We start from the raw sequence: 22,345 nt of genomic DNA on the forward strand, positions 1-22,345 counted from the left end.
CGCGAGCTTGGCGGCGAGGCGCTCGGCCTCGGCCCGGTCCGTGCCCGCCGGGTGCCAGCTGCGGCGTTCCTTGCCGGTCACGGCGTCCCGACCTCCGTAGATCACCGCGTAGTAGCGGTCCCCTCGCTTCTTGACGTGCCCTTCATCTGTTCCTCCTTCAACGCGGGTCTCGCTGATCGGAACCCCGGGGAACAATCGGTAGACCACGCACGTCGCCAGGTGCTTGTAGAAGAGCCGAAGAGCGAATGTCCAGGTAGGAGGGGTCGGACACGCGGGAACGAACTCGGGGGAACGCGGCGGCGCAGTCAACAGCCATGAGTATTTGAGGACGCTTCGTCGGCGGTTCGACGACCCACCGGGGTGTGGCGTAGGCGGTGGTCGGGGACCATTCCGCCCGCTGCGGCCGAGCGATAGGTGGCTCCGTCCCGCTCCCTCCGTCGCCGTTCGACGCGCCACCACACTGTGATTCGGTGTCGCTGACCTGTGGTGTCCCTGACCGGCACCAATGGGACAGGCCACCTCTGCCGATAGGGGACGGACGTTCCGGGCCACCCTTCGAGTGCCCGGCGCTCACTGAAGACGCATTTCTGCGGATTCGCGTCGGACAATCGGAATGCCTGTTCCGAACGGATCCGCTGGGACCTGCGGCGGGTGAGGGCGCCTAGAGCTGCAGCGGCTTGACTGGCGCAAAGACGGCACCGGGATCGTCGCGCCATATCTCGGGCTGCACGTCGATGTACAGCTCGATCTCGTTGCCGTCCGGATCCTCGATGTACAGGCTGTGGGTGACGGTGTGATCGGAAGCACCGACCACGCGTACGCCCGCCTCGGTGAGTCGTTGCCGCGCTTCACGGAGCTCCTCGTCGGACTCGCCCACCTTGAGGCCGAAGTGGTACATCCCGATCCGGCGGCCTGCCGGGATCGGCGCTGCGTCGGCTCCGACCTCGATCAGGAGGAGTTCGTGGTGCGTCCGGCCCGACGAGAAGGCCGCCGCCGGGAAGCGGACCGGCATGTCCCCTCGTACCTCACGCCAGCCCAACACGTCGGCGTAGAACCGGCGGGACCGCTCGAGGTCGCGTACGTACAGCACCAGATGCCCGAGCCACTTCACTTCCATGGTCGCGAACTCCTTTCGCCTGGACTGCTGCCGCTCTGCCATGTAGCCCGGCTTCAGCCGGGGGCGACCCAAGCCCCCGGCGTGGCCGGTTCGAGGGTGTCCTCTAGCTCTGCTGAGCGGCCACGAAGAACTCGATCGCGATCCCGTCGGGATCTTTGGCGTGAAGGTGCAGACCGAACGGACTCTCGACCATGCCCGAGCTTTCGACGCCGTTCTCCCTGAGGTGAGCCACCCACTTCTCGAGCTCGTCCCTGCTCTCGACGTGCACGCCCATGTGGTCGAGACCCACCCGCGAGAACAGGAACGAGTCATCGCTCGCCGTCTGCGCCCATTTGCGGAGGCCAACCATGAAACCCGGCCCCATGCAGACGATGAACGGTCCGAGGTGGTCCTCGGACGCCAGCGCTGTCTGCGACCCCAACAACCGGTTGTAGAAGTCGGCGCTCCGCTCGAGGTCGGTGACCGTGAGTGTCAGGTGCCCGAAGCCTTGATGCTGCGGCATGTTTCCCCTCCCCTTTCCGTGGTCCTGCGTCATGGTTGCCTTCGAACACGACGCCCTGCGTCGGTTGACACCGCTCCTTCGATGTCCGAGCGGCGCTGTGGTGGAGACTACGGAGATTCCGGTCCGCTCGTCAGCGCTGGCAGGCTCTCAGACGTTGTCGTTCGGGGTGAGGACGAAGTCGTAGGAGCAGCGCGTGTCGGCCTCGCCCTTGCGCACGAGCCCGATGACCAGGGAGTACTTTGATCGCTCCGACAACGTCGGAGTCGATGTAGGGATCGCCCTCGAAGTAGATCTTGGTCGTGAGCGACCGGCAGGCGGGGTGACTGACCTTGAAGTGGATGTGGCCGGGCCGGATGACGTGGCGCCCCAGGGCCTCCAGGAGCTGGGCGGTGGCACCGGCGTCGGGGATCCCGTAGGACGGGGGCACGATGGTCTCGAACTCGAACCGTCCGGCGGCGTCGGTCGTGAGGCGCCCGCGGAGATTGCCCTCGGGGACCGTCGGGTGGTAGTTCGAGTCTCGCCCGCCGCGCTCGCCTGCCACACGTCCATCAGCGCGCCGGCCAGGGCCGAGCCGTCGGTCGAGCGCACGGTGCTCGAGAACGAGGCGCTCGCCCGGCTCGGCCTCGCGCTGGGGCAGCACGTAGGGCCGCTCCAACAGCTGGCGTCGGGGACGTAGAACGGTCCCTCGACGTTGCTCTCGGTCCCGCCCTTGCCGGTCGCGACGCCGATGTGGAGCCGGCGTACTGGGCGGAATTCAGCCCGTACGGACGCGGGCAGGGTTTCGAGCTCGTCGCTGCCGGCGTCCTCGTGGAGCACGGCACGGGTGCACCGAGCGGGCGAGGACGGCCGAGCCGTCTGTACACGAGCGCCGAGCTGCTCGGGCTCACTGGTCGAACCCATTGCGGGCCTGAACGAGAGCGCGTCGGCGGGACTTCTTCCACGGGCTGCCGTCGATCGCGGTGGACGCCCGCGGACCCGCGAGGACCTCAACGAGCACGCCCGCGTCGAGCCGGGCCGCGCCGCCCCGGGCCTTCATGCGGCAAGAACGGGCGATATCCGCCCATTCTTGCCGCACGAAGAACGCCGCCCCATCGGGGAACCGGCAGGCGAGTGCGATCCAGAAGTGCCGGGTTCCGGCGTCCCGAGCGGCAAGGCCGCGGGGCCGGGCACGACCGCCACGAGGTCCCGGCAGTCCGCTCGGCCGCGCCGGTGCGTGGGTGACCGGGGCCGTCCACCATGGCGTGGACGCTTCATTCGAGGAACAGGCGCTGGAGGAGGTCGGCCAGCCATGCCTGGAACCGTTCGACGGTCCAGCCCGCGTCGTGTACGAGGCGCAAATACGCGTCTGGTGCGAGCATCCACATCGTGTCGGTGATCGTGTCCCCGTCGTAGCGAAGCACGCCGGACTTCTGCGCCAGCGCCACCGCGAATTCGTTCAGCCCGACTCGTCGCTGGTGCTGGAAGCGCGCCCATACGTCGGCGGCCTCGGCGTCGACGGACGCGGCGGTCTCCAGCGCGCGCAGCACGAGGCCCGCTCGCCCGGAGATGCGGCACATGTTCCGCGCGTACAGCTCGATGGACCGGACGGGGTCGGGCTCCTCGATCGCCTCCCGCCACCAGGCCCGCTCGGCGATGGGCACCTGCGCGTCGTCACCGGCGAGGGCGCGGTCGACGACGGCACGCAGGATGACGGGTTTGGGGCCCACTGCGGTGAACACGGTCGGCCGGGCCACGCCGGCCTCGGCAGCGATGTCCTCGATCGAGGTCGCCAGGTACCCCTTGGTGGAGAAGAGCCGGTACGCCGCCTCGCACACCAGTGCCGGGGCGTCGCCTCGACGGATGCCGCTCCGGTACCCGCGCCGCTTGACAGACGTCATCATCGGTATCATACTCTGGATCTATCTTATTAGATTGCAGATCTACTCTGCCGGCTCTGCGGGGTGATGGATCGTGTCCAATGGTGAAGGCATCCGACGGAGTGAAGGGCGGACGCTGGACGGGTCGGTTCGCTCCCGCAGGGGCCGGCGACTGGCATGCCTCTTCGCCGTGATGGCGGCTGTGTCCGCCGCCACATCGCCGCTGGCCGGGGCGGCGACGGCTGACGTCATCGTGCTCCCGGGCGCCACGTCGGCGGAGGGGATCGCCGCCGGGCGGGGATCGACCTTCTACGCCGGTGACCTCTTCACCGGCGACATCTTCCGGGGGGACCTGCGCCGGGGGACCGCCGAGACCTTCATCGATGCGCCGGCGGGCCGCCAGGCCACCGGGATGATCGTCGACGTGGCTCATCACGTCCTGATCGTCACCGGAGGCTTCACCGGCCAGGCGTACTTCTACGACCTCGACACGGGCGCCACTCTGGCCACGTACCAGCTCGCGGCGGCGGGGACGTCTCTGATCAACGACGTCACGCTGACGAAGGACGGGGCGTGGTTCACCGACACGTTCCAGCCGCAGCTGTATTTCGTGCCCATCACCTCGAAGGGGGTCCCCGGATCTTCCGCAGAGACCCTGACCCTCACCGGCCCAGCCGCCGACAGCAGCGGTCAGTTCAACCTCAATGGCATCCGGGCCGCGCCCAACGGCAAGACGCTGATCGTGGCGCACTCCGCCAACGGGGCGCTCTACACCGTCGATCCCGACACGGGCGCCAGCCAGACCATCACTGGGGTCAGCGTGCCCAACGTCGACGGCATCCTGTTCGAGGCCGGACGTCTGTGGGCGGTGCAGAACTTCAGCAACCAGGTCTCCCGGGTCCGCCTTAGTGCTGACCTCGCGTCGGGTGTGGTCGAGCAGGTCATCACCTCTGAGCTGTTCCAGGTGCCTTCCACGGCGGCCAGGTTCGGCAACCGGCTGGCTGTCGTGAATGCCAAGTTCGACACCGGGTTCCCGCCCACCGCCGGCCAGTACGAGGTGGTGGTGGTGGATCGCTGAGCCAAGACTCGGGCGGCCCCAGGCTGACCCGGAAAACGCCGGCGGATTCGCGCCGGCTAGACGAGTGACCGCCGGCAACACCCAGGAGCGTCGACGTGCCCGCCCAGGCGGGCCACGACATCACGCCCAGTCCCCGTCGTTCACCACGAACGACGGGGAAGGCACACAGAGGGCAGTTCGCGCGTTCAGCTGCTGATCCAACCTGGCGAGGCAAGTGAGGAGCTCCAGTTGCGCGGTGATCTGGTCGGCCGGCTGGCCGGGCGGTATCTCCGCCACCCCCCACCAGGCACGTCGCCCGTGACGCCGGTCCCTGTGCTGACCAGGGGGAACGGGCGATCGCCGGCGCCGGCCAAAGGTCGCGGGGAAACCTGCCGATAGGGCTCGGGAGGACGGAAGGAGGGAACGTGGCCGAACGGCGGGGGGCACGGTGGTGGAGGCTGGCTGCTGGCGCCGCGCTGGCGGCTGCCACGGCCGCCGGGTGGCCGTCGATCGCCGCCGGCGCGCACGACCTGGCCGACGAGACGCTGTCCCCGGTGACCCTTCCGGCCGTGACCCTGCCGTCCGTGACCGTGCCGCCGGTGTCCACGCCCGGGCTCACCACGCCCGCGCTGTCCACTCCGATCGCCGAGGTGCCCTCGCTCCCGGTGCCGTCGGTGACGCTCCCGCCCCTGGCCGTCGGCGGCGGCGTGGAAGCCCCGATCACCGCCCCGGTGGCCGCCACCGTCCCGCTGGCCATCCCCGGGGAGACGACGGGCCAGGCGCCCGTCGGCGAGCTGCCGGGGACGTCCGGGCCGGGCTCGGTTGGGCCGCCGGGCTCCGGCGTGCCCGCCGCCACTGCCGCCACCGCCGCCGTCGCCTCTGCGGCGACCGAGGTGGGGCCCCTCGGCGTGCGCCTCCGGCAGGCCGCCGCCGAGACGGTCGGCCGGCTCTCGTTCCCCCTCGGCCTGGCCGTCGCCATCGCCTGCTTCCTGCTCGTGCAGCACCGCCTGGACCGGGACGACCCCCGGATGACGCCGGTCGGGCCGGCCGACGACGAGCTGCTGGAGTTCTCGTGAGGGACTGCGCCGCCGCCCCCCACGACGCCCCGGGCGCCGACCTGGCGCCGCTCGGCCGCCGGCTGCTGCTCCTCCAGGTGCTCCGATTCCTCCTGGTCTCGCTGACCCTGGGGATCCCCGCCCTCCTGCCCGGGCCGTCCGGGGCGGACGCCGTCTCCGCCCTGGCGGGGTTGGGAGCCGTCTACGCCGTGGTCACCGGGGGGACGGAGCTCGTGCGCCGCCGGGTGCGCCCACACGGCCCGCTCGTTCTCGGCGGCCTCGTCCTCTTCGACGGCGTCTACCTGGCGTCCGTCCTGGCCCTCACCGGCGGGCCGGGGAGCGTCCTGGCGTTCCTGGTGCTGGTCCACGTCGTCGCCGTGACCCTCCTTCTGTCCTTCCGCACCGGGCTCAAGGCCGCCCTGTGGCACGCCCTCCTGCTGTTCGCCATGTCGTGGCTCCAGGGCGCCGGGGTGGTGGACGAGGGGCCGGGCACCAGCGCCGAGCAGGCAGCCGTGATCGTGACCGTCGCCCTGCTGCTCCTGGCCGTGGCCAGCGCCTGGTTCTCGTCGTTGAACGAGGGCCAGCTGCGCCGCGGCAAGACGGAGGCTCGCATCCTGGCCGGGATGGCGGGCTGCATGGCCGCGCTGCGGCACCCGACCGAGCTGGTGCACGCCCTGCTCGCGGCGGTGGCCGACGCGTTCGTGGGGCGCCGGACGGCGCTCGTGCTGCACGACGACGGTGGCGGCACCGCCCGGGCGTTCGTCCTCGCCGTGGGCGGCACTCTCGAGCAGGTGGCGTGCGGGCCGGCGCCGGGAGGCGAGGCACCGGTCGACGCCACGCCCACCCTGGCCCGCCGGCTGGTCGGTGAGAACCACGCCCTCCTGGCCGTCGCCCTGCCGGGCGCCGACAACGTGGTGGTCGTGCCCCTGGTGGCGGAGGGGCGCACCCTCGGCAGCCTGGCCGTCGAGTGGGGCGGCGGGCGGGGCACGCGGGTGTCGGCGGGGACGGTCACCCTGCTCGGCCAGCTCGCCGCCCACGCCGCGCTCGCCCTGCGCACCGCCGCCCTCCAGGCCGAGGTCGAGCGCCTGGCCCGCACCGACGCCCTGACCGGGCTGCCCAACCGGCGGGTGTTCCAGGAGACCCTGGCCCGGGAGCTGGCGGTGGCCGCCCGGCGGGGGACGTCGTGCGGTCTGGTCGTCCTCGACGTCGACCACTTCAAGGCGGTCAACGACACCCACGGCCACCAGGCGGGCGACGAGGTGCTGCGCCGGATCGGCGCCGTCCTCGCCGAGGCGTGCCGGGGGACCGACGTCGCCGCGCGCTACGGAGGCGAGGAGTTCGCCGTCGTGGTGCCCGACTGCACGCCGCCCGAGGCGCTGGCGGTGGCCGAACGGGTCCGCGCCGCCGTCGCCGCGTCGCCCGGCACCTTCCCCGTCACCATGAGCGCCGGGGTGGCCACCTACCCGGCCGACGCCGGTGACGCCGCAGGCCTGGTCGCCGCCGCCGACGCCGCCCTCTACCGGGCCAAGCGCCAGGGCCGGGACCGCAGCGTCCGCTTCCGTCGCCTCCGTACGCGTCCCGAGCGGCCGCGGTCGCGCGCCCTGCTGCGGGTGGTCTCTTCGTAGGCTGGTTCGTGCCCCGACGAGGAGGACGCCGATGAGCCCGGACATGCCGACGACGGACGAGGAGTGGCGCCGGAAGCTGTCGCCCGAGCAGTTCCAGGTGCTGCGCCTGAAGGGCACCGAGCGGCCCTTCACCGGCAAGTACGTGCACGCCAAGGACGACGGCATGTACCGCTGCGCGGCGTGCGGGGCCGCCCTGTTCTCCTCTGACACGAAGTTCGAGTCGGGCACGGGGTGGCCGAGCTTCACCGAGCCGGCGGTGGCCGACGCCGTCGAGCTCGTCGCCGACCGCAGCCACGGCATGGTGCGCACCGAGGTCGTGTGCCGGGCGTGCGGCGGCCACCTGGGCCACGTCTTCGACGACGGCCCGGGGCCCACCGGTCAGCGCTACTGCATCAACTCGGTGTCGCTCGATCTCGACCCCGACCCGTCGCCGGGCTCCTGACCCGGGCGCTCACGACGACGCCGCCGCCCCGGCGCCGTCGGCGAGCACGGCCACCGCCGCGTTGCGGCCGTTGGCGGCGATGACGCTCCCGCCCGGGTGGGTGGCCGCGCCGCACAGGTAGAGGCCGGGGACGGGCGTGCGGGGGCCGAAGCGGCGTTCCCACATCTGATCGGGGAGGCACTCGCCCTGGAAGATGTGCCCGCCGGTGAGGCCGACCCGCGCCTCGATGTCGGGCGGCCCGAGGACCTGGCGGTGCTCGACGACGTCGACCACGTCGGGGGCGAAGCGGGCGACCGACGCCAGCACCAGGTCGCCGATCTCCTCCCGGCGGCGCTCCCAGTCCCCCTGGGCCAGCTGGTAGGGCGCGTACTGGGCGAACACGCTCATGGTGTGGCGGCCGGGCGGGGCGATGCTCGGGTCGTAGGCGGTGTGGAAGTAGAGCTCGCACCAGGCGGGCGCCGGCTCGCCCCTGCGGGCCGCCTCGCTCGCCGCCTGGGTGTCGTCGATGCCGCCGCTGATCGTGACCATGGCCCGGTGCGGCTGGTCTGCGGTGGACGCCGCCGGAAACGTGGGCAGGCGCCGGAGGGCGCAGTTGAGCTTCACGGTGGCGCCCTCGCTGCGCCATGCCTCGACCCGCGCCCGCCACGCCGGCGGCACCTCGCCCTCGACCAGGGCGAGGGTCCGTTTGGGGTCGGCGTTGGAGACCACGGCCGCCGCCCGCACCAGCTCGCCGCCCTCCAGGCGCACCCCCTCGCCGGGGACGACCGCGCCGACCTCCACGCCCGCCGCCACCACGGCTCCCGCCTCGATCGCCGCCTGGGCCAGGGCGAACGAGACCCGCCCCGTGCCGCCCTCGACGTAGCCCCACACTCCGGGCGCACCCTCCAGCGAACCCATGCTGTGCAGGAGGTGGACGGCCGCCGTGCCCCGGTCGCGCGGTCCGGCGGCGCTGCCGATGACGCCCTGGCCGTGCAGGGCGGTCCGCAACCGCCGGTCGCTGACATGGCGCTCGACCACGTCGGCGATCGACGCCTCGAACACCACCTCCACCGCCTCCCGGTCACCCCCGAGCAGGGCCTCGATGTGGTGGCGCCCGGGCGAGTCGCCCAGCCAGGTGTCCCGCCCGCCGCCGCGCAGGGCGCCGCGGATGCGGGCGAACAGGTCCTCGTAGGCGAGGAACCCGTCGACGTCGCGGGGCGACAGGGCGGCCACCGACCGGGCCGTGCGCCGCCGGTCGTTCCACACCGTCAGCGACGTCCCGTCGTCGAACGGGCACCACAGGTGCGGGTCGGCGGGATGCACGCGGTAGCCATGGCGGCGCAGGTCCAGCTCGTCGATCACCAGCGGGTGCAGGAGGCCCACGAGGTAGGCGCACGGGCTCACCAGCCAGGCCGGGTCGGGGAACGGCTGCTCGAGGGTGCAGGCGCCGCCCAGGCGCTCTCGCCGCTCCAGCACCAGCACCGACCGCCCCGCCCGGGCCAGGTAAGCGGCGCACGTCAGCCCGTTGTGCCCGCCGCCGACCACCACGGCGTCCCACCGGCGGGCGGCCAGCTCGGAGACGGGCACCGGCGATCCCACCACCCCCAGGCGGCCCTGCACGTCCACCGGCCGACGCTATGCCGGCCGGCCCCGGGCGGCCCGGGCGGGACGGGGCCGTAGGCTTCACCCCAATGGCACGGATCCTCGACACCCTCGACACCTTCCAGGAGTACGGGCGCAAGGCCTTCATGGACACGCCCGTCATCCGCGAGTCCCGGATGAAGGAGATGTACGAGAGTGCCTATCCCGAGGTGTTCGAGGCGTTCTACGCCGGGGCCGGGGCGTCGGCCGAGGGCCGCTCGGCCGTGGTGCGCGAGCTCACCCTCGTCCGTGACCGGGCCAAGGAGGGTGGCGAGGTCCTGCAGCGGCTGATCCCCGAGGTCGAGGCGGCCGTGCGCGAGGCCCTCGGCGTGGCGCCCGGCCCCGAGCCGCTCCACGTCCTCATGATCGGCTCCTACTCGGCCAACGTCCTCGTCGGGCGGCTGGGTGACGACGTGGCCGTCTTCCACTGCCTCGAGTGGTTCCAGTCGGAGGAGGGCAGCCGCGTCCTCGTCGCCCACGAGGACGCCCATGCGTGGCACGAGACCGTGCTCGGCACCCGTCCACCCCAGGACGACGCGGCGTGGATGGCGTTCTCCGAGGGGCTGGCCAACCAGGTGTCGCGGGCCGTCGTCCCCGGCCGGCCCGACGACGACTACTTCTGGTTCGGCCACGAGGGGTTCGAGGACTGGCTGCCATGGTGCCGCGAGCACCGCACCGAGCTGTTCGCCCGCTTCCGCGACGAGCTGGACGCCGAGGGCACGGCCGAGACCTTCTTCGGGTCGGGGCTGGTGGAGAAGCGGTGGCGGGTCGGGTACTACCTGGCCGACGAGCTGGTGGGCGGGCTGGGGCGGCCCCTCCCCGAGCTGGCCGCCCTCACCGTGGACGAGGGCCGGGCCGCCGTCCGGGAGGCGCTGGCCGCCCTCGCCTGACCGCCGTCCCCGTCCCGGGATCTTTCCGGCCGGGAGCCGGTTGACCTGGCCCTTAGGGCCGGGTCTTTACTGGGTAGAGAGACGGTGGTCGACCCGGCGAAGGGCCGGGTGCCGCTGCAACGGAGGTGAACCCATGTCGATGAACGGTGGATGCTCGTGCGGGTGCAGCGAGATGACCACGCTGACCGCTGCCCAGGAGCCCTGTGGCTGTGGGTGCGAGTGCTGCGGCGAGGCCACGAAGAGCCGTGACGAGGAGATCGCGGAGCTCAACACCCTGCGCCAGTCGATCGAGAAGCGCCTGGCCGAGCTCGAGGGCGCGGCCAGCTAGTCGGCGGGCCGGCGGAGCCACCGCCGGCCGCAAGGCCGCCGCCTCCGGGGCGGCGGCCTCTTCGCGTGGACGCCCCGGTGGCGAGTGACCGATCAGCCGCCGGTGGCCGGCGGGACACGCGAGCGCCGGGTCAGCTCCGGCCGCGTCGCTGCGCCCGCCCCCGGCCCGAGTGACCGATCAGCCCCCCGTGGCCGGCGGGGCACGCAGGTGCGGTCCCCTCGGCGGGCAGGCGCCGGGTCAGCTCCGCCCGGGCGCCGACGAGGCGACGGCGGGCATGGCCACGTCCAGGCGGTAGCCCCGTCCCGGGCTCGGCCGCAGGGCGGCGCCGCACGGGCCCAGGCGCCGGCGCAGGCGGGTGATCGTCGCCTCCAGCAGGTGGGGATCGGCGGCCGAGGAACCCCACAGGCGCTGGAGGAGCAGCGAGCGGGGGACCACGGCGCCGGGGCGCTCGGCCAGCAGCGCGAACACGGCCTGCTCGAGCGGGGGCAGCTCGGCCACGCGGTCGCCCAGGTCGACGGCGAAGCCCTGGACGACGACCTCCACGCCGGCGAGCACGATGCAGCGCCGGCGCGGCTCGAGGCGCTCACTGAGGGCCCGGACCATGAGGCCGAGGCGACCGACCGCCGGCTCCACGGGGTCGCCGACGCCCTCGTCGCGGGCGGCGCCCGCGCACACGCCGCCCACGCATGTCGCCACCACCGAGGCGTTGAACGCCCGCCGCAGGGCGCCGTCACGGCCGGCGCCGGCGGCGATGGCGAACAGGTTCTGCACGGCCGGGGCGCTGGTGAAGGTGACGGCGTCGACCCGGCCGTCGCACGCCGCCTCGACCAGGCGCAGGGCGGCGGCGGTGTCGTCCGGCATGCGCCACCGGTAGACGGGCACCTCCACCACGTCGGCGCCCGCCGCCCGCAGGGCGTCGGTGATGTCGTGCGCCTCCGCCCCCGCCTCCTGCACGGCGACCCGCCGTCCCTGGAGCGGCTCGTCGAGGAGCAGGGGCAGCAGCTGGTCGAGGCGCTCGTTGGGCGACGTCTCCCACACGGTGAGCCCGGCGGCCTGCACGGCGGCCGACGACTTGGGCCCCCGGGCCACGACCCGGGCCGGCCCGAGGGCGTCCAGCAGGGGCCCGCCCATGCCCCAGGCCTGGGCCGTCTCCAGCCACGCCCGCATCCCGATGCCGGTGGTGGCGACGAGGTAGTCGGGGGGCCGGGCCGCCACCGAGGCGGTCGCCTCCCGGAGGGCGTCGTCGCAGGCCAGGTACTGGGTGGCGATGCTCGGGCCGTGCTGCACGCGGGCGCCGCGGCGGCGCAGGAGCTCGGCCTGGTCCTCCCAGCGACGGTCGGCGGTGATGCCGATCGTGTAGCCCTCCAGCGGTCCCAGTCCCACCCGCCCAGGGTGGGCCGAGCCCGTTTCCGGGTCGTTTCCGGCGCGCGGGGTCGCCGGTGAACTCCTTCTGACCGGTTCCTGACGCCCGGTGCGGCTCACATCGGCTCGATCCGCACGGCCGCCTGCTTGTAGTTCGGCTCCCGGGAGATGGGGTCGAACTCGTCGACGGTGAGCCGGTTGGCGCAACGCTCGTCGTAGTGGAAGGGGACGAACACCTCGCCCTCCCGGATGATGGCGGTGACCCGGACCAACAGGTCGTCCACCACGCCCCGCCTGGAGGCCAGCCTCACCTTGTCGCCCGACCTGAGGCCCAGTCGCTCGGCGTCGGCCGGGTTGACCTCCACCCACGCCTCGGGGGCGAGGTGCTCCAGCACCGCGATGCGGCCCGTCTTGGTGCGGGTGTGCCAGTGCTCGACGGTGCGCCCGGTGTTGAGCAGGAACGGGTAGCGGCGGGTGGGTGCGTCGCTGATCGGCTGGGGGGTGACGCACCACAGCTTGGCCCTGCCGCCGGGCAGGCCGAACCGGCCGTCGGCGTAGAGCCGGGGCGTGCCGGCCACGTCCTCCGTCCCCGGCGGGCACGGCCACTGCACGCCGCCCGCCGCGTCGATGCGGTCGTAGGTGATGCCGCTGTAGTCGCACAGCCGCCCGGCCGACACCCGGGCCCACTCGGTGAAGGCGTCCTCCGGCGTCGTCCAGCCGCCGTAGATCTCCTGGTCGAGGCCGAACGCCTGGGCCAGGGCCAGGAAGATGTCGAAGTCCGACCGGGCCAGGCCCGGCGGCTCCACCGCCTTGCGCACCCTCGACACCCGCCGCTCGGCGTTGGTGTAGGTGCCCTCCTTCTCGCCCCACACGGCGGCGGGGAGCACGACGTCGGCCAGATCGGCCGTGGGGTTGGCGAAGCCGTCCTGGACGACGAACAGGTCGAGGTTGCGCAGGGCCTGCTCCAGGCGCAGGCGGTTGGGGAACGACACCACCGGGTTGGTGGCGATGACCCACAGGCCCTTGATCGTCCCGTCGAGGACCCCGTCGACGATGTCGGGGTAGGCGCGGCCGCGCCCGGTGGGGAGGCGGTCGAGGGGGACGCCCCACAGGGCGGCGATCTCGGCTCTCGCCGACTCGTCCTCCCACGGCCGGTAGCCGGGCAGGCTGGAGGTGGCACCCGACTCCCGGGTCCCCATGGCGTTGCACTGGCCGGTGATCGAGAACGGGGCCGCGCCGGCGCGGCCGATGTTGCCGGTGATCAGGCACAGGTTGTTCAGCAGGTTGACCGTCTCGGTGCCCTGCACCGAGTGGTTCACGCCCATGGTCCAGGCCACGAACCCCCGCTCGGCCCGCCCGAAGGCGAGGGCGGCGGTGCGGATGTCCTCGGCCGGCACGCCGCAGTCGGCGGCCACCCGGTCGAGGTCGAAGGCGGCGACGTGGGCGGCCAGCTCCTCGAAGCCCTCGGTGTGGGCGGCGACGTACTCGTGGTCGACCAGGCCCTCGTCGATGATCACCTTGATCATCCCGTTGATCAGGCTGATGTCGCTGCGGGGCCGCACGGCCAGGTGGAGGCCGGCGACCATGGCCGTCTTGGTGACGCGGGGATCGACGACGATCACGGTGGCGTCACGGTTCTCCAGGACGCGGGGCGCCAGCAGCGGGTGGTTGTCGGCGATGTTGGCGCCGACCAGGAGGATGCAGTCGGCCGTCTCCAGGTCGGCGTAGGCCCCGGGAGGGCCGTCGCTGCCGAAGCTGCGCTTGTAGCCGGCGACGGCGCTGGCCATGCACAGCGTGGTGTTGCCGTCGTAGTGCCGCAGGCCCAGCCCGGCCCGCACCAGCTTGCCCAGGGCGTAGAACTCCTCGGTCACCAGCTGGCCGGTGCTGATGACGGCGACCGCCTCCGGCCCGTGCTCGGCCAGCAGGCGGCGGAACCCCACGACGGTCGCCCCGATCGCCTCGTCCCAGGTGGCCGCCTCCTGCGGGCCCCCCTTGGTGCGGCGCATCAGCGGCGTGGTGAGGCGCCCGTCGGCGGTGATCGTCTGGTGCTCGCACAGGCCCTTGGGGCACAGGCGCCCGGCGTTGACGGGGTGGTCGGGGTCGCCCTGGACGGCCACCGCCCGGCCGTCCTTCACCCCGATGTACATGCCGCACCCGACGGCGCAGTACCCGCACGTCGTGCGCACCCAGCGGTCGGCGGCGCGGGTCTCGTGGAGGGGGCCGAACCGCTCGTCGGCGGCGTACGGGCGGGTGAGGGTCATCGTCCGGCGAAGAAGCTGCCGGCCACCCGGAAGGGCACGACGGTGACGTAGAAGAGGTAGCGACCGGCCAGCTCGCCCAGGGCGACGACGGCCAGGGCCGTCGCCAGGCGGCCGCCGGCGGACGCTCCCGCCAGCGGGACGGTGGCCGTCCACGCCAGCAGGGCGAGGGTGGTGAGCGACGCGGCGACGCGGGCGGCCACCAGCTGGCGGAACCGGCCGAGGAGGACGGCGGTGCCCCGGTACTGGCGGTCGGTGCGTCCTCGCACCTCGTCGCGCAGGTGGAGAAGGGCGCCCAGCTGGGCGGCGGTGCCGGCGACGGCCACGACCATCAGCCCGGCCACCAGCCCCGGGCCCAGGCCGCCCCGGTCGAGGCACAGCAGGGCCAGCAGCGGGCCGGTGGCGACGGCGGTGGCGAAGAAGCTCACGATCGTCCGCGGCGAGTTCCACACCGGCCTGGCCGGGACCAGGTACAGACGGCCGCTGGCGTAGACGCCGGCGACCCCCAGGGCGACGGCGGCCCCGCCCAGGGCCAGCCGGGTGCCGCCTCCGGTGCCGCCCCACTCCCAGGCGGCCGCGTAGGCGAGCGAGGCGCCGGAGAAGGCCGAGAGCAGGGCGACCTCCCGGCTCAGCCACGAGGTGCGCAGGTTGCGGAGCGCCTTGAGGGCGGAGGCGGGGCGGCCCAGGTGCAGCAGGGACGCGGCGAGGGCCACGGCGCCGGCCAGGGCGGCGCCCACCGCGCCTCCGGCCAGCCGGCCGGCGGGAGCCCCTCCCGCCGCCTCGACCGCCACGGTGGCGGCCACCGTCCCGAGCGAGAGCTGGGTGAGGAGGGTGAGGGCCACGAGCGGCCAGTGCGGGTCCTCGGGCTCCACCGAGTGGTCGGTGGCCGCGGCCAGCTCCGGGAGGCCGGGCGGCACCACGATGCGGGTGGTGGAGAGCGTGATGCCGGCCGGCGGCAGGCCGGGGGCGTCGGCGCCGGCGTGGTCGGCCCGCCAGGCGGCGACGTTGACCGGTTCGACGGTGATGGCCCTGGTGGGGCAGGCCAGCACGCACGCCGGGCTCTCGCCCGCCTCCAGGCGGGGCAGGCACAGGTCGCACTTGGCCACGACCTTGGTCGCCTTGTCGTAGACCGGCACCTCGTAGGGGCAGTTCCAGATGCAGTACTGGCAGCCGATGCACTCGGCGGCGTCGTGGCGGACCACGCCGTTGTGGAGCTTGGTGTAGGCCTGGGTCGGGCAGCCGGACAGGCAGGTCGGCTCCAGGCAGTGGTTGCACGCCATCGACAGGTTGAGCCGGCGGGTCTTCGGGAAGGCCCCGCCCTCCAGCTCCCCCACCCTCCGCCAGGCGCCGTCCACCGGCGTGGCGTTCTGCTCGGCGCAGGCCACCTCGCACGAGTGGCAGCCCACGCAGGCGTCCATGGCGAAGCCGAACCGGTACTGCTCGCCGGCGTCCAGCGGCAGCAGCTCGGGCCCGTCCTGCCCGATGCCGGTGAGGCGCCGCAGGCGGTCGACCACGGGGTCGACGCCGGGCGGGTCCTCCAGGATCGTCACCGGCGCGCCGTCCCTCCGGGCCGGTGCGCCCGGACGTCGCCGACGGGCCGGCCTGCCGGGCCGGTCACGGGACGGCGACCTCGATCCGCCCTGCTCGCTCCCGCACCAGGTAGACGGGCAGGGCCACCGACGGGTCGTCGAGGCACAACCCGGTGCGCAGGTCGAAGCTCTGCTTGTACATGGGCGACGCCACCTTGGGCACGCCGCCGCGCGAGCCGACGATGCCGCGCGACATCACGTTGGCGCCGCTGAACGGGTCGGCGTTGTCCACCGCGAACAGCTCGCCGGGCGACGTGCGGAAGATGGCGACCTGACGGCCGCCGACGAGGGCGCACACGCCCCGGTCGTCGACCAGGTCGGTCGCCGGGCAGACGCCCACCCACGCCCCGGTCGCGACGGAGGTCGGCTCCAGGGTTGCGGTCATGACAGCACCACCTCCTGCTTCTCGTGGGGAAAGGCGGGCCGGCGCTGGCCCCGCTCGGCGACGAAGACGACGTTGGGATCGGGCTCGTCGGAGTTCACGAAGGTCCGGAAGCGCCGCATCCTCTCCGGGTCCTCGACGGTGGCCCGCCACTCGCAGCGGTAGCTCTCCACGTGGCGGGCCATGTCGGCCTCCAACTCCTGGGCCAGGCCCAGCACGTCGTCGACCACCACGGCGCGCAGGTGGTCGATGCCGCCCTCCAGCTTCTCCAGCCACACCGACGTGCGCTCCAGGCGGTCGGCCGTGCGGATGTAGAACATCAAGAAGCGGTCGATGTAGCGGACCAGCGTCGCCGAGTCGAGGTCGGCGGCCAGCAGGTCGGCGTGGCGGGGGCGCATGCCGCCGTTGCCGCACACGTAGAGGTTCCAGCCCTTCTCGGTGGCGATGACGCCGAAGTCCTTGCTCTGGGCCTCGGCGCACTCGCGGGTGCACCCCGACACCGCCGACTTGATCTTGTGGGGGGCCCGCAGGCCCCGGTAGCGCAGCTCCAGCTCGATGGCCATGCCGGTCGAGTCCTGCACGCCGTAGCGGCACCACGTGCTGCCGACGCACGACTTCACCGTGCGCAGGGCCTTGCCGTAGGCGTGGCCCGACTCCATGCCGGCGGCGATCAGGCGGGCCCAGATGGAGGGCAGCTGGTCGACCCGGGCGCCGAGCAGGTCGATGCGCTGGCCGCCGGTGATCTTGCAGTACAGGCCGAACTCCCTGGCCACCTCGCCGATGGTGATCAGCTGGTCGGGGGTGATCTCGCCGCCCGGCACGCGCGGGATCACCGAGTAGGTGCCGTCGCGCTGGATGTTGGCCAGGAAGTGGTCGTTGGTGTCCTGGAGGGGCGCCTGGCGGGGCTCGAGGATGTAGCCGCCGTTCACGCCGAGGGTGGCGAACATGGAGGCGACGGCCGGCTTGCAGATCTCGCAGCCCAGGCCCCGCCCGTGGTGGGCCAGCACCTCGGAGAACGACGTGTAGCGGTTGACCCGCACGATGTCGAACAGCTCCTGGCGGCTGTGGTCGAAGTGCTCGCACAGGTGGTTGCGGACCTCGACGCCCTTCTTGCGCAGCTCGCACTTCACCAGCTCGGTGACGAGGGGGACGCAACCGCCGCACCCCGTGCCGGCCGCCGTGCACGCCTTGACGCCGGCGACGTCGGCCACGCCTCCCGCCACCACCGCTCGTATGGCGCCCTTGGAGACGCTGTTGCACGAGCACACGGTGGCGGTGTCGGCCAGGGCGTCGACGCCCACCGTCGCCGCGCCGGCCCCGGTGGACTCGGGCAGGACCAGCTGGCCGGGACGCTCGGGCGTGGGCATGTCGCCCCTCGCCATCTGCACCAGCGTCTGGTACATCGAGGCGTCGCCCACCAGGATCCCGCCCAGCACCCGGGTGCCCGTGGAGTCCACCACCAGGCGCTTGTAGACGTTGGAGACGGCGTCGGAGAACACGATCGACTCGGCGCCGGGGGTGGCGGCGAAGGCGTCGCCGAAGCTGGCGACGTCGATCCCCATCAGCTTGAGCTTGGTGGACAGGTCGGCGCCCGCGAACACGGTGTCGCCCCCGAGCAGCCGGTCGGCCACCACCCGGGCCATCTGGTAGCCGGGGGCGACCAGCCCCCAGATGCGGCCGGCGGCGATGGCGCACTCGCCGATGGCGAAGATGGCGGGGTCGGACGTGCGGCACGCCTCGTCCACCACCACGCCGCCCCTCTCGCCCACCTCGAGGCCGGCGGCCCGGGCGAGCTCGTCACGGGGGCGGATGCCGGCGGAGAACACCACCAGGTCGATGGCCAGGTCGTCGGCGTCCTCGGCGGCGAAGCGCATGGCGGCCACCCGGCCGTCGGGGCCGGCCACGATGTCGGTCGTCGCCATCCCCGTGTGGACGTGCACGCCCAGGTCCTCGATGCGCCGGCGCAGGGCAGCGCCACCCCCGTCGTCGACCTGCACCGGCATCAGCCGCGGCGCGAACTCGACGACGTGGGTCTCCAGGCCGAGGCTGCGGAGGGCGTTGGCCGCCTCCAGCCCGAGGAGCCCGCCGCCGACCACGGCGCCCACCCGGCACCCGGCGGCGTCCGCCTTCAGCGCCTCGAGGTCGTCGAGGGTCCGGTAGACGTGGCATCCGGGCAGGTCCTTTCCGGGAACGGGCGGCACGAAGGGGTACGAGCCGGTGGCGAGCACGACGGCGTCGTAGGCGATGGCCGTCCCCTGGCGGGACACGACCTTGCCGGCCTCCCGGTCGATGGAGGCGACGGCGTCGCCCACGTGGACCTCCAGCCCGGCCGACTCGAAGAACCCGGGGGCGACGAGGGACAGGTCGTCGGCCGAGGTGCCGTTGAACCACGAGCTGAGTCCGACCCGGTCGTAGGCGGGGCGGGCCTCCTCGCAGAAGGTGACGATGTCCCACTCGGCGGTGGCGCCCCGCTCGACCAGCAGCTCGAGCAGCTTGTGGCCGACCATGCCGTTGCCGGCCACGACCAGGGTGCGGCGGTCCTTCACGAGGTGACCGCCGCCAGGTGGATGGCCGCGCCGGCGACCCCGTCGGCGATGACGGGGCCGACGGCTCGACGCGCGCCCGCACCGGCGGAGGCCGGCGGGGGGCTGGGGGCGAGCCACGGCGGGCAGCCGGTGCGGGCACGTGCGCGTCGTACGGCCATGGGTCACAGCCAACCGCACGGCTGTGTTCCGGCCGTTGCCTCCGTGTCAACGGACCACGACGAACCGCTGACGGCCGCCCGCCCCCGGCGTGCGGGGATTGGAACCCACTCGTAACAATCGGGCTTCGCCCGGGCCGGGCGCTGACGCGCCGAAGGCGCCCCGCAGGGCGCCTTCGGGCGTTCGGAGGCGGTTCAGGCGGAGGTCAGACGTTGCCCCGCCAGGCGCCGGTCTCGGCGCCGCGCGACTCGATGAACTTCTTGAACCGCTCGAGGTCGCCCTCGACCCGGCGGTCGATGATCCCGAGGGCGTCACCGGCCTTCTCCTTGAGCCCCTCGGTCTCGTAGTCGATCTGGAGCTCGATCTCGGTCCGCTGGGGGCCGGCCTGGCGGAAGCTGACCGCCCCGGCGTTGGTCTTGCCGCCGATGGCCTGCCAGGCGATGCGGGTGTCAGGGGTCTGGTCGACGATCTGGGCGTCCCACTCGCGGCGGGTGCCACCGATCTCGGCGACCCAGTGGAGGCGGGTGTCGTCCAGCTGGGTGACGGACTCCACGCCCTCCATGAACTCGGGGAAGTCCTCGAACTGCGTCCACTGGTTGTAGACGGTGGTCACGGGAAGATCGACGGTGATCGACTTGCGCACGGTACCCATCGGGTGCACCTCCGTTGGTGTCGGGTGGGACGTTCGGGTGGACTCGGGTTCCTACCCGCCGGTGCGAGCCGCTATGCGGGATAGGCCCGGGAATCCAGGCCGTGGCGGAAGGTGATGCTGATGCGGGGGCCGGCCTGCGCTACCTTGGGGACGGTGTGCTGCCAGCGGCGCTGGCAGGCGCCCCCCGTCACCAGGAGGTCGCCTCGGCCGAGGTGGAAGGTGAGCGTCCGGCGCCCTCCCGCCGGCCCGTCGCGGTTGTGCGGTGCGGGGCGCAGCAGGAAGGCCCGGGGCTGGCCGACGGAGACGATGGCGACCACCGGCTCGGCGATCTCCCGGGCGATGTGGTCCCCGTGCCACGCCACGCTGTCCCGGCCGTCCCGGTAGAGGTTGAGGCCCATGGAGTCCAGATCGACGCCGTAGCGGGCCGACAGGACGGCGCGCATGCGCTCCAGCACGGGCGGGTCGAGCGGAAGGCCCGACTCGGCCCGCCACCACGACGTGAGGCGCGGCTCCTCCACCACCTGCCCGTACATGTGCCGCCGGCGCTGGTCCCACGCCTTCGAGGCGACCAGGTCGGCGAACAGCCGGTCCGAGCTCGCCACCCATCCGGGCTGGTGGTCGACCCACGACGTGGGGTCGAGCTGCACTCGGGCCAGGCCCTCGAACGACTCGTCGACGTCGACGCCGGCGTCGGGCCCGGCGTCGAGCAGCGAGGGCTGGAACGCGAGCTGCGGCGACTGGCGGGGTCCCATGGGGACCACCCAATCTACCGGCGATGCGACCGTTCTCCGGACGCGATCCGCCGGATAGCGGCGTTCTGCGTCCAGAGAACGGGACGGGCGCGGCTACGCCGGGACGAGGCCTCCGCCGACCGGCTCGATGCCGAGGTCGCGGTAGGTGACGAGGGCCAGGTAGGGGATGCCCTTGGCTGTGAAGTAGGCGGCCGCGACTTCCCCCCGGTCGACCAGGGTGGCCGCTCCGACGACGGTGGCGCCGAGGGCGACGATGGCGTCGTGGGCCTTCTGGACCGACCCGCCGGTGGTGACGGCGTCGTCCACCAGGAGGACCCGCGTCCCGGCCCCGACCCGGGCACCCTCCACCAGCCGGTCGGTGCCGCGGCCCTTGGGCTCCTTGCGAACCACGAACCACTCGGCTCCCGACAGCAGGGCGATGCCGTGGGCCAGGTGGTCTGCGCCCATGGTGAGCCCGCCCACGGCGTCGAACTCGATGCCGTCGACCGCCTCCAGGAACGCCCGGCAGGCGACCTCCAGGTCGGCGCCGCGCGACAGGGCGGCCTTGCCGTCCACGAAGTCCCGGCTGAGCTGGCCCGACCGCAGCACGATCGGCTCCTCCAGGCGCAGCAGCCCCCGGGCCCGCACGATCTCGACGACCTGGTCCCGCAGGCTGGCCATGGGTGCTCCCGTCATCTCGCTGCGCCATGCTTGCACGGATGGCGCCGACGCCCGTCTACCTGGAGGTCGGTGCGAAGAAGGTGTTCGCCTGCTCGCTGGACTGGCCCGGGTGGTGCCGCGCCGACCGGACGGAGGAGGCGGCCCTGGAGGCCCTGGGCGCCTACGCCGGCCGGTACTCGGCCGTGGCGGCCGCCGCCGGCGTGCGCTTCCCGTCGACGGCCGGCCGCAGCTTCGACGTGGTCGAGCGGGTGAAGGGGTCGGCCACCACCGACTTCGGGGCGCCGGGCGAGGCGGCGTCCGCCGACGCCGAGCCCCTCACCGCCGCCCGGGCGGAGCGGCTGGCGTCGCTCGTCGAGGCGTCGTGGGTCGTGCTGGCGGCGGTCGCCGGGTCGGCGCCGGCCCAGCTGCGCAAGGGCCCACGGGGCGGCGGGCGGGACCGGGACGGGATCGTGGCCCACGTGGCGTCGGCCGAGTTCGGCTACGCCCGCAAGCTCGGCGTCCGCCACAAGGCTGCCGACGACCCCCTCGCCGCGCCCGAAGCGGTGGAGGCGCTGCGCGCCGAGGTCCTGGAGGCGTTGCGCTCGGCGCGGAAGGGCGAGCCGCTGGTCGACAACGGGTGGCTGCCCCGCTACGCCGCCCGCCGCTTCGCCTGGCACGCCGTCGACCACGCCTGGGAGATCGAGGACCGCTCCGAGCCCGGCTGACGATGGCAGAGGAGACGCATGCTGCGGCGGTCGTCGGCCGGGCCGGGCGCCGACGCCGTGGTAGCGGTCGTGGCGTGGCCGTCGCCGGGGTGCAGGGGCGGTCGCGACGAGGAGGCCCGGGTGAGTCGTCGGGCGCCCCGGCCAGCAACCGGTGTCGGTCCCCGACGCAGGGCGCCTGCCGTCAGGGGCGGCGGTCGGCCTCGGCGGCGGCCTTGAGCCGGGCCAGCGTGGACCTGACCCCGTCCTCCATGTCGGCCCGCCGGTCGGTCACGCCCGTCGTCACCTTGGTGAGCCAGCGGGAGAACGGGCCGAGCGGTTTGTCCATCTCGAACGATTCGATGACGAGGGTGCCGCCGTCGACGGCTTCGAAGCGGTACCGCCACTCGGTCTTGGAGCTGAGCGTCCGGAAGGCGAAGCTGCGGCCCGGCTCGGCCTCGGTCACCTCACAGGTCGTGGACCACTTCGACCTCCCGCGCCGGTTCCGGCCCTTGAACCGGGCACCCACGACGGCGCCGGTGGCACCGTCGATCCACTCGCCGCCCTCGTTCTCCGGGCTCCACTCGCCCATCCGGGTGATGTCCGTGACCATCGACCACAGCACCGCCGGGTCGGCGCCCACCGTCACGCTGGCCTGGCCCGTCCGCCCGTCACCCGTCATGGCGCCCCCCACGCTCCCGGACGCTACGCCTCCGTCGTCGGGCGCGGCGGGGTCACGCCGGGTCCGGGTGGGCGCCGACCCGGCGGTGCTGTGGTCGATGGTCACGGACATCACCCGGATGGGCGAGTGGAGCC

The 22,345-nt window shown here is 73.4% G+C and carries 21 protein-coding genes; 8 read left to right on the forward strand and 13 right to left on the reverse strand.

The features are described from left to right. Positions 1-661: 661 nt before the first annotated feature. Positions 662-1,117, reverse strand: coding sequence for a VOC family protein (locus tag VM242_11490; GenBank protein ID HVM05786.1), 456 nt, complete (start codon positions 1,115-1,117; stop codon positions 662-664). Positions 1,118-1,220: 103 nt separating this feature from the next. Next, a complete protein-coding gene (locus VM242_11495; GenBank protein ID HVM05787.1) occupies positions 1,221-1,652 on the reverse strand; it encodes a VOC family protein in 432 nt (143 codons plus the stop codon). Positions 1,653-2,121: 469 nt separating this feature from the next. On the opposite strand from VM242_11495, the gene VM242_11500 reads away from it, so the two are divergent. Continuing rightward, entirely contained in the window at positions 2,122-2,295 is a 174-nt protein-coding gene (locus tag VM242_11500) for a hypothetical protein (GenBank protein HVM05788.1), read from the forward strand. Positions 2,296-2,869: 574 nt separating this feature from the next. Here VM242_11500 and VM242_11505 read toward each other — a convergent pair. After that, complete coding sequence (locus VM242_11505; GenBank protein ID HVM05789.1) at positions 2,870-3,496, reverse strand: helix-turn-helix domain-containing protein; 627 nt, start codon at positions 3,494-3,496, stop codon at positions 2,870-2,872. A 172-nt stretch (positions 3,497-3,668) separates the two neighbouring features. On the opposite strand from VM242_11505, the gene VM242_11510 reads away from it, so the two are divergent. From VM242_11510 to msrB, 4 genes are all read left to right on the forward strand, one after another. Further along, positions 3,669-4,553, forward strand: coding sequence for a hypothetical protein (locus VM242_11510; protein ID HVM05790.1), 885 nt, complete (start codon positions 3,669-3,671; stop codon positions 4,551-4,553). A gap of 404 nt (positions 4,554-4,957) precedes the next feature. Next, the gene (locus VM242_11515; protein HVM05791.1) at positions 4,958-5,608 is read left to right on the forward strand and encodes a hypothetical protein; all 651 of its coding nucleotides are present in this window, start codon (positions 4,958-4,960) and stop codon (positions 5,606-5,608) included. Continuing rightward, positions 5,605-7,212, forward strand: a complete 1,608-nt coding sequence (locus VM242_11520) for a GGDEF domain-containing protein (GenBank protein HVM05792.1) — start codon at positions 5,605-5,607, stop codon at positions 7,210-7,212. Before VM242_11515 ends, VM242_11520 begins: the two co-directional genes overlap by 4 nt. Positions 7,213-7,243: 31 nt before the next feature. Beyond that, the gene (gene msrB / locus VM242_11525) at positions 7,244-7,654 is read left to right on the forward strand and encodes a peptide-methionine (R)-S-oxide reductase MsrB (GenBank protein HVM05793.1); all 411 of its coding nucleotides are present in this window, start codon (positions 7,244-7,246) and stop codon (positions 7,652-7,654) included. 9 nt (positions 7,655-7,663) lie between these two features. Here msrB and VM242_11530 read toward each other — a convergent pair whose 3' ends face one another. Next, positions 7,664-9,259, reverse strand: a complete 1,596-nt coding sequence (locus tag VM242_11530) for an NAD(P)/FAD-dependent oxidoreductase (GenBank protein HVM05794.1) — start codon at positions 9,257-9,259, stop codon at positions 7,664-7,666. 65 nt (positions 9,260-9,324) lie between these two features. Between VM242_11530 and VM242_11535 the strand changes: the two genes are divergently transcribed. Both VM242_11535 and VM242_11540 read left to right on the forward strand, forming a co-directional pair. Further along, complete coding sequence (locus VM242_11535; GenBank protein ID HVM05795.1) at positions 9,325-10,164, forward strand: hypothetical protein; 840 nt, start codon at positions 9,325-9,327, stop codon at positions 10,162-10,164. A gap of 172 nt (positions 10,165-10,336) precedes the next feature. After that, positions 10,337-10,492 carry a hypothetical protein gene (locus VM242_11540; GenBank protein ID HVM05796.1) on the forward strand — a complete coding sequence of 52 codons (156 nt, stop codon included), beginning with the start codon at positions 10,337-10,339 and terminating at the stop codon, positions 10,490-10,492. A gap of 237 nt (positions 10,493-10,729) precedes the next feature. Here VM242_11540 and VM242_11545 read toward each other — a convergent pair whose 3' ends face one another. From VM242_11545 to VM242_11580, 8 genes are all read right to left on the reverse strand, one after another. Next, complete coding sequence (locus VM242_11545) at positions 10,730-11,875, reverse strand: uroporphyrinogen-III synthase (GenBank protein ID HVM05797.1); 1,146 nt, start codon at positions 11,873-11,875, stop codon at positions 10,730-10,732. Positions 11,876-11,970: 95 nt separating this feature from the next. Continuing rightward, a complete protein-coding gene (locus VM242_11550; GenBank protein HVM05798.1) occupies positions 11,971-14,115 on the reverse strand; it encodes a nitrate reductase in 2,145 nt (714 codons plus the stop codon). Continuing rightward, positions 14,112-15,662 carry a DmsC/YnfH family molybdoenzyme membrane anchor subunit gene (locus VM242_11555; protein ID HVM05799.1) on the reverse strand — a complete coding sequence of 517 codons (1,551 nt, stop codon included), beginning with the start codon at positions 15,660-15,662 and terminating at the stop codon, positions 14,112-14,114. The genes VM242_11550 and VM242_11555 overlap by 4 nt, the downstream gene beginning before the upstream one ends. A 64-nt stretch (positions 15,663-15,726) precedes the next feature. Further along, the gene (nirD, locus tag VM242_11560; protein ID HVM05800.1) at positions 15,727-16,086 is read right to left on the reverse strand and encodes a nitrite reductase small subunit NirD; all 360 of its coding nucleotides are present in this window, start codon (positions 16,084-16,086) and stop codon (positions 15,727-15,729) included. Next, positions 16,083-18,629, reverse strand: a complete 2,547-nt coding sequence (nirB, locus tag VM242_11565; protein HVM05801.1) for a nitrite reductase large subunit NirB — start codon at positions 18,627-18,629, stop codon at positions 16,083-16,085. The genes nirD and nirB overlap by 4 nt, the downstream gene beginning before the upstream one ends. Before the next feature lie 361 nt (positions 18,630-18,990). Then, positions 18,991-19,437 carry an SRPBCC family protein gene (locus VM242_11570; GenBank protein ID HVM05802.1) on the reverse strand — a complete coding sequence of 149 codons (447 nt, stop codon included), beginning with the start codon at positions 19,435-19,437 and terminating at the stop codon, positions 18,991-18,993. Positions 19,438-19,508: 71 nt separating this feature from the next. After that, positions 19,509-20,189: an alpha-ketoglutarate-dependent dioxygenase AlkB gene (locus tag VM242_11575; GenBank protein ID HVM05803.1), complete on the reverse strand. Its 681-nt coding sequence runs from the start codon at positions 20,187-20,189 to the stop codon at positions 19,509-19,511. Positions 20,190-20,282: 93 nt separating this feature from the next. After that, positions 20,283-20,864, reverse strand: coding sequence for an orotate phosphoribosyltransferase (locus tag VM242_11580; GenBank protein HVM05804.1), 582 nt, complete (start codon positions 20,862-20,864; stop codon positions 20,283-20,285). A gap of 23 nt (positions 20,865-20,887) precedes the next feature. Between VM242_11580 and VM242_11585 the strand changes: the two genes are divergently transcribed. Further along, positions 20,888-21,553, forward strand: a complete 666-nt coding sequence (locus VM242_11585) for a hypothetical protein (GenBank protein ID HVM05805.1) — start codon at positions 20,888-20,890, stop codon at positions 21,551-21,553. A 181-nt stretch (positions 21,554-21,734) separates the two neighbouring features. Here the strand turns inward: VM242_11585 and VM242_11590 are convergent. Then, a partial coding sequence (locus VM242_11590) for an SRPBCC family protein (GenBank protein HVM05806.1) occupies positions 21,735-22,345 on the reverse strand: 611 nt, incomplete at its 5' end.

It is taken from the genome of Acidimicrobiales bacterium, from assembly GCA_035540975.1.
Classification (GTDB): domain Bacteria; phylum Actinomycetota; class Acidimicrobiia; order Acidimicrobiales.

Bases quoted from the DNA above. Each gene is read 5' to 3' on its own strand.
- VM242_11490 (HVM05786.1), bottom strand. From the start codon at position 1,117: ATGGAAGTGAAGTGGCTCGGGCATCTGGTGCTGTACGTACGCGACCTC.
- VM242_11495 (HVM05787.1), bottom strand. From the start codon at position 1,652: ATGACGCAGGACCACGGAAAGGGGAGGGGAAACATGCCGCAGCATCAA.
- VM242_11505 (HVM05789.1), bottom strand. From the start codon at position 3,496: ATGACGTCTGTCAAGCGGCGCGGGTACCGGAGCGGCATCCGTCGAGGC.
- VM242_11510 (HVM05790.1), top strand. From the start codon at position 3,669: ATGGCGGCTGTGTCCGCCGCCACATCGCCGCTGGCCGGGGCGGCGACG.
- msrB (HVM05793.1), top strand. From the start codon at position 7,244: ATGAGCCCGGACATGCCGACGACGGACGAGGAGTGGCGCCGGAAGCTG.
- VM242_11535 (HVM05795.1), top strand. From the start codon at position 9,325: ATGGCACGGATCCTCGACACCCTCGACACCTTCCAGGAGTACGGGCGC.
- VM242_11540 (HVM05796.1), top strand. From the start codon at position 10,337: ATGACCACGCTGACCGCTGCCCAGGAGCCCTGTGGCTGTGGGTGCGAG.
- VM242_11550 (HVM05798.1), bottom strand. From the start codon at position 14,115: ATGACCCTCACCCGCCCGTACGCCGCCGACGAGCGGTTCGGCCCCCTC.
- nirD (HVM05800.1), bottom strand. From the start codon at position 16,086: ATGACCGCAACCCTGGAGCCGACCTCCGTCGCGACCGGGGCGTGGGTG.
- VM242_11570 (HVM05802.1), bottom strand. From the start codon at position 19,437: ATGGGTACCGTGCGCAAGTCGATCACCGTCGATCTTCCCGTGACCACC.
- VM242_11575 (HVM05803.1), bottom strand. From the start codon at position 20,189: ATGGGACCCCGCCAGTCGCCGCAGCTCGCGTTCCAGCCCTCGCTGCTC.
- VM242_11580 (HVM05804.1), bottom strand. From the start codon at position 20,864: ATGACGGGAGCACCCATGGCCAGCCTGCGGGACCAGGTCGTCGAGATC.
- VM242_11585 (HVM05805.1), top strand. From the start codon at position 20,888: ATGGCGCCGACGCCCGTCTACCTGGAGGTCGGTGCGAAGAAGGTGTTC.